Origin of the sequence: Vibrio sp. 10N.239.312.D08, from assembly GCF_041466145.1 — a bacterium.
Classification (GTDB): Bacteria; Pseudomonadota; Gammaproteobacteria; order Enterobacterales; family Vibrionaceae; genus Vibrio; species Vibrio crassostreae_C.
This window is the reverse complement of record NZ_JBFSSD010000047.1, coordinates 1-14,873: the sequence shown is the minus strand read 5'-3', so window position 1 is coordinate 14,873 and position 14,873 is coordinate 1. Positions and strand designations below refer to the sequence as shown.

Annotated in this window: 14 protein-coding genes; 6 read left to right on the top strand and 8 right to left on the bottom strand. The window is 40.3% G+C overall.

Annotated features, from left to right (window positions below; all coding sequences use genetic code 11):
• Positions 1-5 precede the first annotated feature (5 nt).
• Both AB6D58_RS19755 and AB6D58_RS19750 read right to left on the bottom strand, forming a co-directional pair.
• The gene (locus AB6D58_RS19755; RefSeq protein WP_029236518.1) at positions 6-434 is read right to left on the bottom strand and encodes a GNAT family N-acetyltransferase; all 429 of its coding nucleotides are present in this window, start codon (positions 432-434) and stop codon (positions 6-8) included.
• Between the two features lie 95 nt (positions 435-529).
• Positions 530-1,870: an opine metallophore biosynthesis dehydrogenase gene (locus AB6D58_RS19750; RefSeq protein ID WP_017061980.1), complete on the bottom strand. Its 1,341-nt coding sequence runs from the start codon at positions 1,868-1,870 to the stop codon at positions 530-532.
• 410 nt (positions 1,871-2,280) lie between these two features.
• On the opposite strand from AB6D58_RS19750, the gene tnaA reads away from it, so the two are divergent.
• Positions 2,281-3,696, top strand: coding sequence for a tryptophanase (tnaA, locus tag AB6D58_RS19745; RefSeq protein WP_017097175.1), 1,416 nt, complete (start codon positions 2,281-2,283; stop codon positions 3,694-3,696).
• Between the two features lie 68 nt (positions 3,697-3,764).
• Here tnaA and AB6D58_RS19740 read toward each other — a convergent pair whose 3' ends face one another.
• Together AB6D58_RS19740 and AB6D58_RS19735 are read right to left on the bottom strand one after the other, a co-directional pair.
• Positions 3,765-4,406, bottom strand: a complete 642-nt coding sequence (locus AB6D58_RS19740) for a transcriptional regulator (protein WP_372158183.1) — start codon at positions 4,404-4,406, stop codon at positions 3,765-3,767.
• A 152-nt stretch (positions 4,407-4,558) separates the two neighbouring features.
• Positions 4,559-4,735 carry a hypothetical protein gene (locus AB6D58_RS19735; protein ID WP_016768702.1) on the bottom strand — a complete coding sequence of 59 codons (177 nt, stop codon included), beginning with the start codon at positions 4,733-4,735 and terminating at the stop codon, positions 4,559-4,561.
• A gap of 439 nt (positions 4,736-5,174) precedes the next feature.
• Here AB6D58_RS19735 and AB6D58_RS19730 point away from each other — a divergent pair, with 439 nt between their 5' ends.
• Entirely contained in the window at positions 5,175-5,807 is a 633-nt protein-coding gene (locus AB6D58_RS19730) for a LysE family translocator (protein WP_017061983.1), read from the top strand.
• A 287-nt stretch (positions 5,808-6,094) separates the two neighbouring features.
• Here AB6D58_RS19730 and AB6D58_RS19725 read toward each other — a convergent pair whose 3' ends face one another.
• Both AB6D58_RS19725 and AB6D58_RS19720 read right to left on the bottom strand, forming a co-directional pair.
• The gene (locus AB6D58_RS19725; protein WP_017061984.1) at positions 6,095-7,168 is read right to left on the bottom strand and encodes a ParB family protein; all 1,074 of its coding nucleotides are present in this window, start codon (positions 7,166-7,168) and stop codon (positions 6,095-6,097) included.
• Positions 7,168-8,367 (bottom strand): ParA family protein, encoded by a 1,200-nt coding sequence (locus AB6D58_RS19720; RefSeq protein ID WP_016768704.1) that lies wholly within the window; start codon positions 8,365-8,367, stop codon positions 7,168-7,170. The genes AB6D58_RS19725 and AB6D58_RS19720 overlap by 1 nt, the downstream gene beginning before the upstream one ends.
• 234 nt (positions 8,368-8,601) lie before the next feature.
• Between AB6D58_RS19720 and AB6D58_RS19715 the strand changes: the two genes are divergently transcribed.
• The 4 genes from AB6D58_RS19715 to AB6D58_RS19700 all read left to right on the top strand — a co-directional run bounded on the left by AB6D58_RS19715 (position 8,602) and on the right by AB6D58_RS19700 (position 13,317).
• A complete protein-coding gene (locus tag AB6D58_RS19715) occupies positions 8,602-9,732 on the top strand; it encodes a carbohydrate porin (RefSeq protein ID WP_017061985.1) in 1,131 nt (376 codons plus the stop codon).
• 163 nt (positions 9,733-9,895) lie between these two features.
• Positions 9,896-11,173 (top strand): DUF3440 domain-containing protein, encoded by a 1,278-nt coding sequence (locus AB6D58_RS19710; RefSeq protein ID WP_029236519.1) that lies wholly within the window; start codon positions 9,896-9,898, stop codon positions 11,171-11,173.
• Complete coding sequence (locus AB6D58_RS19705; RefSeq protein ID WP_017061987.1) at positions 11,163-11,801, top strand: ParB/RepB/Spo0J family partition protein; 639 nt, start codon at positions 11,163-11,165, stop codon at positions 11,799-11,801. The genes AB6D58_RS19710 and AB6D58_RS19705 overlap by 11 nt, the downstream gene beginning before the upstream one ends.
• 214 nt (positions 11,802-12,015) lie before the next feature.
• The gene (locus tag AB6D58_RS19700; protein WP_137001451.1) at positions 12,016-13,317 is read left to right on the top strand and encodes an aromatic amino acid transporter; all 1,302 of its coding nucleotides are present in this window, start codon (positions 12,016-12,018) and stop codon (positions 13,315-13,317) included.
• Positions 13,318-13,525: 208 nt separating this feature from the next.
• Here AB6D58_RS19700 and AB6D58_RS19695 read toward each other — a convergent pair whose 3' ends face one another.
• Together AB6D58_RS19695 and AB6D58_RS19690 are read right to left on the bottom strand one after the other, a co-directional pair.
• Entirely contained in the window at positions 13,526-14,341 is an 816-nt protein-coding gene (locus AB6D58_RS19695; protein ID WP_017061989.1) for a DUF2971 domain-containing protein, read from the bottom strand.
• Between the two features lie 194 nt (positions 14,342-14,535).
• Positions 14,536-14,873 (bottom strand): regulator (locus AB6D58_RS19690; RefSeq protein ID WP_372158180.1); only part of this gene is annotated, 338 nt, incomplete at its 5' end.

Sequence of the window (14,873 nt, the reverse complement as noted above, 5' to 3'; positions counted from 1 at the left end):
TAATATTAGTGTGCTGATTTGTATTTTTTCCAATAATCAAAACTATTGAGTAGTGCTAGTTCAATACCTTGTCCGTGGTATTTACATGACACATAGAATCGTTCGACATAAGCGTAAAAAGATGGGGCTCGTTGTTGGATGACTGGCTTTCTTTTTGGATAATGAACACTGATGATTAGGTAGCCTACTACCTGTTTCTTTTTTGTTTCAGCGACGAAAAAATAAGTGTTTTTATTCTCGATTTTTTCTTTTATCAAGGATTCGGTGAAAAGTAATTCAATAATTCTTAGCTTGCTTAAGTTGTAATCATTCAAGCTGTATTCGTTTCGTTCTCTGTTGTAATGGCTCATTTTACTGTGGCTACCTGCCAGTTGTTCATGACATAGAGCATTGATAGAGGATATGTCGTTGATAGTTGCTTTTCTTATTCGCACCTTAATCTCCTTTTCCTTCGTTACTGACTTCTTGTGAAGCAAAACGGTAAAATGCTAAGCAAACTCCTCCTAGGCTTATAGTAATTAAGGATAATTTATTGGCTGATAGAAGGTGTCGCATGAACGTAGTATTCAGAAGCGCGTTGTTTTAGGGCTTGGATTAATGTCGTGGGCAGGTTTCTTTCTTTTACCCAAGATTCAAATACTTCTATTGATTGAAAGCTGATAGAAGAAACAAGGCTAGATTGTTGAACTAAATGATTAAGCCAATAAAGTGTCTGCAAATCTTCTAATGGTGTTCTAGGTAGTTGTAGTCGTCCTTTTCTAATTTTTCCCTTGAGATAAGGCTTAGCAGAAACCTCAAAAGTGCTTTTTTTGGTGTTGGATTCTGAAAAAGGGTTTGGGTCTATCAGTATTGTGCTATATCGAACATAGAGTAGGTACTCTTGCTCTATTTCATTGAGTTCATTGAAAGAGTCTATTTTATCTTTTGGAATCGTTGCCTCAAGTACGGGGAGATTTTCGTCATTGAGCAATTGAAGTAAGTTGATTGGTTCCGCTGAGTAATGTTCTAGTAGGCGAGAAATTGATTTCCAATGATGCAGTAACTCTTTGATCAACTCCATGGTGATAGGGCCTTCGGGGTAGAGCTTATACATGTATTTAGTGTCATCTTCGTTTGAAAGAATATGATCTAAAGAAAACGTATTGATTAGAAAAGCTGGGTGTACATAAGCTGCAGCGTTTCTGCCTTCTACACTAAATGGGTTATCAAAGAGAACGACTTGAACATTCACTTTTTCTAATGCGTTCCTTAAAGCATTAAACAAGACATCATTGGGTTCGGAGAGATAAATATACACTCTTTTTTTCACGGTTTTAGTCGTGACTGTAAGAGGGTGTTGTGTTGTTGGATTAGATGAAAAATGAGACGTTGCAAAGTAGCTAGAAAAAAGAATGATGTTGGGAGATACCTTTTTCTTTTTCAATATCCCTTTTAGGATAAGACACCCACCAATCATGGATGACATAAGGATAATTTGCTTTAGATTTTTCAAGCAGAGCTCAGAAAAAGAAGCTAGGACATCACAATAGGCGTGAGCGGGGGTCGCTAGAACTAGCGTGTCCCATGAAGAGGGCAGGGGAGATAAATCTGTATAAAGTTCATCAAATCTAATAAGACCAACAAGTGGTGCTAATTGTGGCTTACTTACTTCACAGCTAGCAACGTTTCCGTGTTGTCGCATTAGTCTTTTTCTATTCTCCCATTGATGAGAGCTTTTGCTTATGAGAGCTATTTTCTGACTAAAAGGAGCAAGAATCTGACTGGTTTGAATGCCGGCGGGTCCTGCACCTACAACTAATGTATTGCCTAGAATCATAATAAACTCGCTATCTCTATTTAACCGAAAAGGTACTTTTAGTTCCTTTCTCATATCACAAATATCCATAGTGAAACTTCGAGAGTAGATTGTTTATTTAATTATTATTATTAATAAAAATGAATGACTTAGCTTTACTATCCCTTTGAGAAAGTGCGTGTAAATTTCAATATTTCCTTTCTTGGAAAAGCGCCATACTTTTGGCATCCCCAGTTCCATTTTTCACTTAATCTTTCTTATTTATTAATAGTTAAATTACGCTGAAATTAATATCCAAACCCATTTTGTTGGTTCATTTTTGTGCGGTTGGAGGAGGTAAAGCGAGAGCGCCTTAATCCGCAATAATAAGGATTGAGTGTACTGAACTAGAGAGCTTTAGCTATGCCTTCTCCAAGTACCCATTAAGAATAAAAATGTCTGGAGAAATACCTATGTCAGCAATAAGCAATAATAAAGAACATCCGATGGATTCACACTATGTGCCGGAGCCTTATCGAATTAGGGTTATTGAACCAGTGAAAAGAACAACGGAGCGAGAACGAGAGCAGGCGCTGATGAAAGCAGGGTACAACCCTTTTTTATTAGAGAGCGACGATGTGTTTATCGATTTGCTTACTGATAGCGGTACAGGTGCAGTGACACAGGCTATGCAATCTGCAATGTTGAAAGGTGATGAGTCGTACAGTGGCAGTCGAAGCTACAGGACGCTTAGTCAGACGGTAAAAAATATTTTTGGTTATAAGTTTACCATCCCCACACACCAAGGACGGGGAGCTGAGCAGCTATATGTCCCAGCTTTGATCAATAAATCTGAGCGAGATAAAGGGCTAGAGCGAGACAAAATGGCCGCATTTTCAAACTACTTTTTTGATACCACACAAGGGCACACTCAACACAATAACTGTCGAGTGATCAACGTTCCTTCACCTGAAGCTTTTAATACTAAAATTAAAGCAGACTTTAAAGGTAACTTTGATTTGAAAGCTCTCGCAGCTGGAATCGAAGAGGTTGGAGCTAAAAACGTGCCTTATATAGTAAGTACGATTACTTGCAACTCTGCAGGTGGCCAGCCAGTCTCCATTGCTAATCTTAAGGCTGTTTATGAATTAGCGGAATCTTATGGTATCCCTGTTGTTATGGACTGCGCTCGCTTTGCTGAGAATGCTTACTTTATTAAACAGCGTGAAGTTGGTTATTCTGATTGGAGCATTCAAGAGATCACCAGAGAAGCGTTTAAATATGCCGATCTCTTTGCTATGTCAGCGAAAAAAGATGCCATGGTTCCTATTGGTGGGCTACTCGCTTTCAAAGACGATAGCTTCTTAGATGTGCAGTTGGAATGCAAAACACTATGCGTGTTATTGGAGGGCTTTCCAACATATGGAGGTCTCGAAGGTGGGGCGATGGAACGTTTGGCTGTTGGACTTTATGATGGAATGGAAGAAGACTGGTTAGCATCACGCTTGCAGCAAGTTGAATACTTAGTGAACGGCCTAGAAGCGTTAGGGGTCCGTTGCCAGCAAGCGGGTGGGCATGCTGCCTTTGTTGATGCCGGTGCATTATTACCTCATATCTCACCAGAACAGTTTCCTGGACATGCTTTGTCTTGTGAGCTTTATAAGGTGGCAGGTATTCGAGGTGCAGAAATCGGTTCTTTATTACTAGGGTGTGATCCTGAAACAGGAAAGCAGCTGCCTTGCCCGGCTGAATTGTTTCGTTTAGCTATTCCTAGAGCAACCTATACACAGGCTCACCTTGATTACATTATTGCTGCTTTTAAAGAAGTGAAGAAACGTGCTTCATCAATTGCAGGTTTAAAGTTTACTTATGAGCCTAAGGTCTTGAGACACTTTAACGCTACATTGGAACCTGCACTTTAAGTTGTGCCCCTTTGCAGACAGCAAAGGGGCTACCTCTCTTTTATCTGAAAAAATTAAAGCAACGAGAGTTATGGATTAGTGTGATAGTTTTCCTGGGACTGAGAAGCTAAGTTTTTTTGAGAGGCTAAGATGAATTGAATTTCATCCTTTTTAGTTAGGCAGATTTGGCTCGATTGGTTATTGACGTTGACGTTGACGATGTCAAATTCGTGCCAGAAGTAGAAATAGCTGATTATTAGTACAGAGAGGATTGTGGAAGATAGGCCAACAAGAGCCCATTGGTAGAGTCTTAAGTAGTTGTTTGATGTTCTTTTGAGTGGACACGAAAACTGGCTAGAACGAGGTAACTTTATCTGTTTCGGTGGGTCTAGCGAAGTTTCAAATTCAGGAATGTGGATCTTGTAACCTTTTCTTGGAACATTTACGATTTTGATACTATCAAGTTCTAAGACTTTTCTAAGATTGGTAATAGCGACTGGCAAAGAGTTAGGGCCGATGATATCCGGGTTCCCCCACGCAGCAATGATCAGCTCTTCTTTAGTCGAAATAAATTCTTCTTTTTGGATCAGAGTTTCTAATATGCAGCTTTCAGGTAGAGTGATTGAAAATGATTTTTGATTACTGAGGATGAGTTGAGCCCCCGAGTCGTCTCTTTGCAGTACGCAATTACCTATAGGCAGTTTTACGTTGTCCAGTTGTGCTCTTAACATAGTGTTTCTCCATATACCTAGAGAAGGGTGATTAGATTATAATCCCTAGGCTTTTATATAATGGCTCATATTTTGAATATTATTAATAAATTTGTGAATAATATTTGAATTGAAGTGTAAGGCTTTTTGCACATTAGATAATGCTATCTGTTTTATATGAAACTGAAGGTGAGATTTTTACCTCCTTTGTCTTCTAAGTAGATCTTCATCCAACGCCAGTCATTGTCCTTGCAGGCTTTAAAGGTGCAATGAACATTTTTGCCCTCAACGATCTCGTTGTCGCAGAAGTCGATAAATGATTGGAAAGAACGGCATATAAGTGTGTCCATAACCCCAAACTCCTTTTGAGAATTTATTCATATCACATCCTTTCAATTTATAGCTATAGATTCCTAATTCTTAATAAAAAATGATTATTAATGACTCTATTTATCCCCCCTTTTTGTTGTGGTTAATTGGTTGAGGGTGGGCGTTTAATTCAGGCGGAGTGAATGGGTATTATTTATAGGTAAATTAGCTTTAAATTCTAGAAAAAACATTAGCTTATTCGTTGGTAGCTAGGTGGTTTTCGAAGGGCTGCGGGGTGCCTAACCACATCGAATCTTTGACCGCTAACTTAGAGCTAACCCCTTTGTCTCTTCGGTATCATCTAGTTACTTCTATGAAATTATAAAGTCTTTGTTTATCTAGGACAGAATCACTCAAAAAAAACGCCGTCCTTCAAGGTGATGGTTTTTTGAGTGTGATAGGAAATAAAGGAGGGTAAGAATGCTAGAAAGTAATCAGTTGTTGATTTTTGTTACGGTGGTTCTTCTTTACGCTTTTATGCCTGGTCCAGCGATGCTTTATAGTGTCGCCCAGACGGTCTCTAGCGGTAAAAAAATTGGGTTACTGTCTGTGTTAGGTCTGCATGTTGGAGGATACTTTCATGTCATTCTTGTCGCATTTGGTCTCGCGACGGTTTTTAGTAACTCCCCTTTGTTGCAAGAGATCATTCAGAAAATAGGGGGCATTTATCTTATCTATCTTGGTTATCAAAAGATAACCTCTCATGTTCATTTTGAGTCTGCGCTTGGTGACCCTTTGTTAAGCTCCCCTCGTAAAATCTTTTGGGATAGTGTGTTTGTCGATGTTCTTAATCCGAAAGCCGCCTTGTTTTATTTTGCTTTTCTTCCCCAGTTTGTAGCGCATGAATCGGAAATATCGGTAGGAGTTCAGCTCTTCATTTTGGGGGTCTTTACCAATGTAATGTTTAGCAGTGCAGATTTCTTATGTGTTTTGGGGATATCGGGTTTAAGATTTTGGGTGACGAAAAGACCAAAGTGGCTCTCTTATAGTATTCGATGCGCTGGCGGTATATTGATTGTTTTAGGGGGGATGGCGTTTTTAGGGGGAAATTAACTCAAGGCCTTGGGTTTCATTTATTAGCCATAAATTAATGGTTTTTGCGCCAGGTTTGAACCACCATTTGAACGTTGGCTCACCTCGAGTCAAACACTCTGCACTTAGCCAATTTTTTGGATATAAAGGATGAAGTAATCCTAAGCCTAATAAGGAAGTTCCCCAATTTTACTTTGTTATTAATAGCTTAGTCGTACTACTTGTAGTCATCCTATTTTTTATGTGGAATTCTAGTGATTATAGAGAAGGAGAAAGGCTCCGAGGAATATAGAGCCTTTTTGAGAGGGTTACTGATGTTTACCTAGGACTGATTGGATAGCCTCATCAAGTTCAGCTTGAACATCCTTGGACAATCGCCCAAATTCATACGAGAAGTTACGGCCTTTCACTTTTTTACGTGCGAACATGCCTTTACTGTCGAATTCAGCTAACGAAGTCACGGTAGCTTTGTCTGATTGTTGTTTGGCTTCAACAATCTTTAACTCATTTTTTATGTAAGTAATCAGCTCGTCTTTGGTATCTTCTTGGCTCTGCTCAGGCTGAGCATTGACAGATTTAATGTCTATTTTTTTTATGAAACTGTTCAGAGCTTTCTTATCATTGATAAAGGCTTTCATCACTTTAGCTAGCAGTGAATAATCAGTATGAGATAAGTCGTTAACGACAGGGAATAGTGCAATCAATTTACTGTCAATGCTGGCTGCTTTTAGCGCTCGACCTACTGCTTGGCGGCTTATATTTAAGATCTTTGCCGTCTCTTCTTGAGTGAGTTCACCGTTCTTCATTAGAGTTTGACACTGTAAGCCAATTTCGCGTTGGTTGTGCTCTTTTGCGGTTTGCAACTGTTTTGCTAGTGCTTTGGCATCGGCTGTAGACAGTTCGTCTTGGGTGACGAGGATTCGGAATGTTTTTACGCGGCCTTCTTGAAGTAAGAACCAAGCTCGACGGCGAGATCCATCAAGCACATCGATACGACCATCTATTTCTCGACCAACAGCAGGGTAAAACTGTTGAAATTCTAACGAGTTCAAATCTTCCAAAGACTCTTTGGTTAGCAAAGATTGGTCACGGCCATTCACATCAAAGGTTACAAAAGAGTTCTGCTTAACTTGATCGTGTGACAATGTCACTTCGTTGAAGGTCGCAGTTGACCCAGAAGCTAGTTGCCAAACCATTTTTTTGCCAACGGACTCTAAACCGAACTTTGTTCTAAGGTAATCTTCGGCGTTTTGCCCACTTTTTTCTAGCTCAGTGCTGAGTTGATTGGTGAGTGTGTCTAAATTAGCTTTGGCCGCGGACTGTTGTGCTTGCGCTGAACCAGGAGCATTGCCTAGAGGGCTGCCGCCACGTTTTTTCGCCATTATTTGTTCTCCTGTTCACGCCAAACGTTGAGAATATCGCGCAATATTTGGCTTGTTACTTCATAGCTGTTTTGTTGCGCGCTTTGGAAGGTTGCTTTGCTTTTCGGGTATTCACTTTTCGACATGTCAAAAACGGTCGAGAGTAGGGAAGACGACTGGCGGACAGCCTCGCTGTGCTTAAACTCTTTAGAGTACAAGTAAGGAGAGAACTGATCGTACAGGTTATTCATTAATTCGGTCGTGGTTGAACTATCACGATGGTTAGTCAGTAATATTTTCATGAAGTCGTAGCCTTCATGGTTTGCGTTCTCTAACAGCGCCCACACCTGAGGAATGTAGCTGAAGTAAGAGCAGGTAGCATCAATATCATTCTCTGTAATCGATAACGGGAACACTACATTCGTCGCGGCAAAATACGCGTTAAAGGTCGCATAGCCGAGCGAAGGTGGAGTGTCGATAATGATGATATCGAACTCGTCTTTAACGCTATCGATGATGTCCTTTAGTAGTGAATAAGGTGAAGCTAAGGTTTGGCCGAACACTTGCTCATGAAACCAACCTTCCATCGCACGGTCACTTTGTGCTGCAGGTAGAATGCGTAAGTTTGGGATAGTCGTTTCAAGAAAGGCTTCAGAGATAACTTGTTCAACGGTTTCACCTTCATCAAGATCGAAGGTTTTCATCATCAGATCACCAACAGACAAGTTACCTTCTTGCTCGGCTTCGGGTGCGTAATACATCGAAAGCGTGGCTTGGCCATCCATGTCTATTAAACCAACACGGTATTCTTGATGAAATTCGGTCGCCAAACCTGATGCGATAGTCGCGGCAGAAACGGTTTTGCCAACACCGCCTTTTTGGTTCTGGATAACCATCACTTGCGTTTTTTGCTGCTCACTGCGTATGAACTTAGCGTCTTTACGTAGATTTTCCGGCAGTAAGTTACGTACCTTGTACATTTCCGCGATATCGATCGACCATTGCGAGTCTTCATGACGACGAGGATCTATCGCCGCAGCGGTAACATAGCGATCAAGCGTTTTTGCATCAATGCCAAGATAGGCCGATGCTTCTGCTCGAGTAAAGTTACGCAACTCTTTGCGGTGATTAGCCAATAAACGTTGATTACGACGTTGAATGTAAGCGTCTGCACCGGTTTTAAGCGCTTGAAATGTGGTTGTAGTGTGTTGGTTGTCCATTTCTGCCTCCGTATAGGAATGAGAAATAGTATATACCTCAATTTTTGATGTTGGTATCTAAAAATGAGGGATTTGTGATTTTAATAAATGAGTATGACAAATGGATAAATCCGAGCGCTTAAATTACCTATTAATTACAAGATTTCGTTTTTCAACTCCCTCTTAATACCTTCTGACTAACAAAAGTTGAGCCGAGCCGTACAACTACCATGACAACAACAGGAAGTTATTGATATGAGCGAGAATGTACCATTTACGAAAAAGACAAAGCGTTTTTGGCTAACGCTTTTGGGAGCCGTAATGTTTGTCTTTGGCACGCCAACATTGACGAATGCGGCTGAAGATAAAGCTCTAAAGGGAGCTGTGGATTATTATGTTTTTGGTTTAACGTCCAGTGAGAGCTTGCCGAACAAAGACAGCAGTGCGGCAGCTGGTATTGCACGGATTACATTGAATTGGCTAGCTTACCAAAAAGAGAGTGATACCGGAGCTTTGCAGCTGAGGGTTGATCATAAGCACGGTTATACAGATAGTACGCCCTCTGAATTTGTCATGGGTAATGTCGGAGGGTTTGGTTTAATCCAACCAGCTTTTAGTGATATAGGTTTAAGGTTAACAAATCTTTATTGGACACAAACCTTTAATAAACAATCTACCGATATGATGGTTGGTTTTTTAGATACGACTGATTATGTTGATACTTATCAGTTGGGTAACCCTTACTATGGTTTTTCTAACTTACAGTTTAGTACCGGTTCCGGTTCCATCCCAATCCCAGATGAATCAACATTCGGCGGCGTTCTACGCCATATGATGTCGGAAAACTATTATTTTTATGCAAGTTTCTCTGATGCAAAAGCTGATTCGACTAAGCCTTTCGATGGTGTTGAACAGTTCATCAATGATAATCAATATTTTAAGTCCCTAGAAATAGGTTGGGTGGAGTCGAAAGACGATTTTTATTTGAAGAATTCACACCTAACAGTTTGGCACAGTGATGGGCCAAAAGAGAAAGCTAGCGAAAACTATGGCGCAAATTGGTCGTCCATATATAAAACCGGCTCATGGATACCATTTTTCAGAGCCGGGGTCGCGCAAGGACCTGAGGCTCTATACAAATCTTCGGTCGTGTTTGGCACAGGATATAGTGGGGTAGGGTCTGGAATGCTTGGTATCGCTCTAGGTTGGGCTAAACCTAATGCCGAACTAGATGATTCTTATAATTCAGAAATCTATTACCGCATGAATTGGGGGGCTCTCTCGTTAACTCCTAATGTGCAATATCTTCACACTTTACCGTTTAACTCAAAAGCCGATGACAGTTGGATTATAGGTTTAAGAGGCAACCTTCACTTTGGTTTTTAATGTAAGCCAAGCCGTTCTTACCTAAATCACAACGGGAGAGCGGCTCTTTATGATGAGGCTTCAAATCTGTACCTAGAAATTAAATTAATTACCAATAATTAATTTATAAAAAACACGAAATCTACGTACCTTGGTTTGAATGTTAAATAACATTCGTGAACCCATGATTACCAAGGGCGTACCTAGTATTACTAAGGGAAGAAGAAAAGGTTACTTCTCTCGAGACAAGATTCAGCAGGATTACAATGTGCTTGAAGGAGCGCGCCAAAGAATATTGTACCTTCTCGACAACTTTAGCCACTTTTATGTCTCGTTTTCCGGAGGGAAAGATTCTGGTGTTCTTTTGAACTTAACTATCCAAGAATCAAAAAAACGTGGCCGACTGCCTGTTGATGTACTCATCGTAGATTTCGAAGCCCAATACCACGAAACTCATGCTTTTATTGAGCGTATGGTACTTCGTGGCGAAGTAAACCCATACTGGGTTTGCTTACCGCTTAGTTTAAGAAATTCAATTTCACAATTTCAGCCTAAATGGCTTTGTTGGGACCCTGATAAAAAAGCGCAATGGGTCAGGGAAGTCCCACAGCATGAAGGTGTGATTTCTGCTCTTGATTATCTCCCGTTTTTTAATAAAGGCATGGAATTTGAGGATTTCGTTTTTAAATTTGCTCATTGGTACCAACAAAAGAAAGGCACACCAATTGCTGTACTCATTGGTATACGAGCGGATGAGTCTTTGCATCGTTTTAAAACTATTAAAAATCGCGCCAAAAAGAAATTTGATGATAAATATTGGACGACTCAAATGCAGGGTGACGTCTACATGGCTTACCCTCTTTATGATTGGAAAACTCCAGATATTTGGGTCGCGAACTCGCGCTTCAATTGGGATTACAACCGTATTTACGACTTAATGCATAAGGCCGGCGTCCCTCTTTCACAGCAGCGACTTTGCCAACCTTTTGGAGATGAGCAAAGAAAGGGCCTTTGGCTATATCAAATATTAGAGCCTGATACCTGGCAAAAACTGGTTGCCAGAGTAGAAGGGTGTAACTTTGGTGCTCGATACTCAAAAAGCCAGGGGCGTATCCTTGGTTATTATCGCTTTGAATTACCACCGGGACTTAGCTACCGGCAATACAGTAAATACCTTCTGAAAACCATGCCGCCACATGTAGAAAAACATTACCGAGACCGAATTTTTAAGTTCTTACAGTGGTGGCGTAAAAACGGTCCTCAAAAAGGAGTGACCTGCATCCCTGATTACGCAGAGAGTAAATTGGAATCTAGGAAGCAAGTTCCAAGTTGGAGAAGGATTTGTAAAGTACTGATTAAAAATGACTATTGGTGCCGAGGACTCTCTTTTGGGTACAACAAGTCCTTAGCAAAACAATACCATGCCCTCTATGGAGAAGAGAGTGATACGAATGGAAAGTGAACCTACTCTAGCTTATCAACGTCGCATCAAGAAGCCGTTGAAACCTATCAAGAACACGAACAAACAAGCCATTGACAAGGTCGCAATTTACAATAAAGCGGCCAAAGTACTCATCGAGCTTATTCCTGATTTACCGCCCGCTTGTCATGTTGAAATGATCCCACTTGATGAGATAGAAGCTAACCAATACAACCCAAATAAAATGGCGCCTCCAGAAAGTAAGCTCCTAAAAACGTCGATGGATAAAAATGGTATAACCATGCCTATTTTAGTTAATCGATTGAAGACATCCTTGAAAAAATACGTCGTCATCGATGGGTTTCATCGTTATCAATTATTGTTGAATCACCCTGAGCTACAAGTATTAAAGGGCTATATTCCTGCAGTGGTGCTTAGTTTGCCTGAAGAAAAGTGTATGGCGGCATCTGTTCGTCATAATCTTGCGCGAGGCTCCCATCAAGTAGAGCTCACAGCAGACCTGATCATTCAGCTTAAAGGAATGGGTTGGACGAATAATAAAATTTGTTACGAACTAGGGATGGACCAAGATGAGGTTTTACGATTGCAGCAGGTCACTGGCCTTGCTGCAGCCTTTAAAGATCAGGACTTCTCTCAATCATGGGAGTAATCACCTTTCTTCAGATGAAAACGATGACGAACGTTATTCGGTTCATGTCTAATTATGTGCCTAATTTAGTATGTAATTACTATTTTATTCTAAAAGCTAAGCGCTAGAGTCCTTGATTCTAGCGCTTTTTTTGATTTTAAAATTCTGCCCAACATTACGAAGCGGGTAGTGGTCATATAAAAAGCAATGTCGAACCAATGAAAGGTAACCATTTATGGATAGTACAAAACAGGTTATGGATAATGTGAAACCATCAATGACCGTGAAGACGCCTTCACTTATCGGAGGGGCGTGTATCGTCGCATGTATTTGCGTTGGTGCAGGTATGCTTGGGCTCCCAGCCGCTGGGGCTGGAGTTTGGACCATAGGGGCTTTAATGGCTTTGGTCTTCACCATGATTATCATGACAACTAGTGGCTGTTTGTTGCTCGAAGTTTTAAAAGATTACCCTTACCGGTCATCTTTCTCTTCCATAACGAAAGACTTGTTAGGTAAAGAGGTTAATTTCTTTAATAACCTAATGATTTACTTTGTCGGGGGGATCTTGCTGTATGCCTATATCACCTCTTCAGGACTAATTTTGAATGAATATTTTGGTATTGCCCCCCAACTGGCCTCCATCCTTTTCGTTTTTATCTTTTCTGGGCTAGTTTGGCATTCAACAAAAATGGTCGACCGTATTTCGATAGTCTTAATGCTGTTTATGATCATTAGCTTTAGCTTTGGCACCGTAGGCCTTTGGTTTAATGTCAACCTCAGTACTTTGCTTGATACTGCTCATCTGAAATTTGAGTATGCGCAATACGTGTGGGTCTTTTTTCCCATTACCTTGACCGCGTTTGGGTACCACCATAGCGTCTCAACATTACGAGATTACTACCGTGAGGAAAGGCTTGCACAAAAAGCCATCATGGGCGGAACGATCATTGCTCTTTTTACTTACACTGTTTGGTTAATGAGTATTTATGGGAACTTACCAAGAGTAAATTTCGGACCTATCATTGCCGAAGGTGGCAATATAGACACCTTACTCATTAGCCTAAAATCTGTCTTAGCAGAAGAAACGTTATCAAATGTCATTAGCGCTTTTTCCGCGGCCGCTATTTTGTCGAGCTTTATAGGGGTTGGCTTGGGGGTATTCGATTTTTTAGCCGATTTATTCCAATTTGATGCGAGTTCAAAAGGCAGAACCAAAACTTGGGCGGTCACATTTATTCCGCCGCTGATTTTTTCTCTTCTCTTTCCTTTCGGTTTTCTAGCCGCAATTGGTTATGCCGCATCGGCCGCGGCTATTTGGGCGTGTATCGTACCGGCATTGCTAGCTAGAAAATCTAGGTTACAGAAAGCTATTTCTAACAACCAAGAAAATAACGACGAACAACATCAGCAAGCGAAACCTTATCGAGTACCTGGAGGAGAGTTGGTGTTGATTGGGGTATTCATTTACGGTGTGGGCATCATTGTTATCAACGTATTAGTCATGTTCGAAGCTCTGCCTGTTTTTAACGGCGTATAATCTTACTCATTCCTAAGTGGCACTCCGTGTCACTTAATCTTCCACCCAAAAACTTTTAAATTAGGGCTAGTGCTCCTCAACCTAGCGGTGACCCTGTAACGTTATATTTAACCTTTAGCTACCCGTGTATTTTTGCTTTTTCCCGTTATGTATCACGGGGGTAAATTCGGCATAAGCAACAGCAATTAACTGACATTGCTTTTGCTTACTAGTCTTCGTATTCGACAATATCAATTCTGAAATCAGATGGAACTGCGACTGCTTTATACAATTTGATATTCCTATCACCGATTGTGCTTTTGACTTTTAATTGGTCTTCAACAGACATTTTTTCGCCAATGATAATCGAACTAATAACATCTTCGCTCAACTGGTATTTGTTTTCAGGCATAACTTCATTTTCAGATACTAGCCGAAACTCTTCTTCGTAAGACCAAACTTCATTTTTAGTCGCAAATATCTCATTACCGTAAATAGATATATCAGTATTATTTTTCAATAAGTTAAGTACGTTTATCGTGAATGGTTTATCCAAGTAATCTACTGGACAGTAGCCGATATTGAGTGGTTTTTTTTGCTTATTGAAGTCATATTCAATACACATCCCTTTTAGACCATTAGCGTAATGACCCCAAAGCAAAGGATGATCGTTTGCAAAAGATAGGCTAAAGATTTTGTTATCTGATTTAACTTTGTGGATTTTGTCGTCTTGTAGAGGTTTTATCGTGTCCGATATCTTCTCAATGATGGAATACTTCGCCTCTTCATCTAACGTAGCCAGAGTTTTAAGAAATCCATTCTTAAAGTCTGCATTGGACATCTGATTCTTTTCTGCGTAGCTAAGGTAGACCTCAAGAGCATCGTCCATATTATCTAAGTTGATTCCAGAAATTATTTTGTAAAACAACTCAAAAGGATCATTGAAATCATCCACATGTGAAAACCACAATGTGTTCTCAGCGATTGAACTTAAACTGTATTTGTTAACTTCCCGAAATTTATACAACGGCTCAAAACGGCTCAATTCATAACTCCTAGCAATTTATGGAGGGCTCTTGCTTCAATACAAAAAAAAGCCTTTTATCAAGCTTATAGACATTGTCATCGAAACCTAGATAGAAAGACTCTGATAAATGAACCAGAACCTTCCTATACAGCACACTTACCCCATCGATTATATGTTGAGAAACTTTAAATAACAGTGGTTTATGTAAAGAGTTACATGATCTTAGCTATAGCACGAGCTATTTTCATTAAGTGAGTAGAAGTCTTGATTTCAAGCTTTGATTGAATCCCCAAAAGCGCAATCCCTGCTAGGATTTGTTGTGGCTTAACTATTTGTCCAGTTGGGAGTTCCATTCGGTCGTATAACATTTTGAACTGTTCCCGACCTTTTGCCATACGCATAAGCCTTTTACACTCAGGTGGTATCGGTTTTCCTTCATCCCAACCCGTGACAGTCCTCACAGTTTTAAAACAGCGTTCAGCGACCTCTTCCTTGGTCATTTGGCACTCTAACTCTCGAAAAATGTAATTCTTACTCATTTCGCGATACT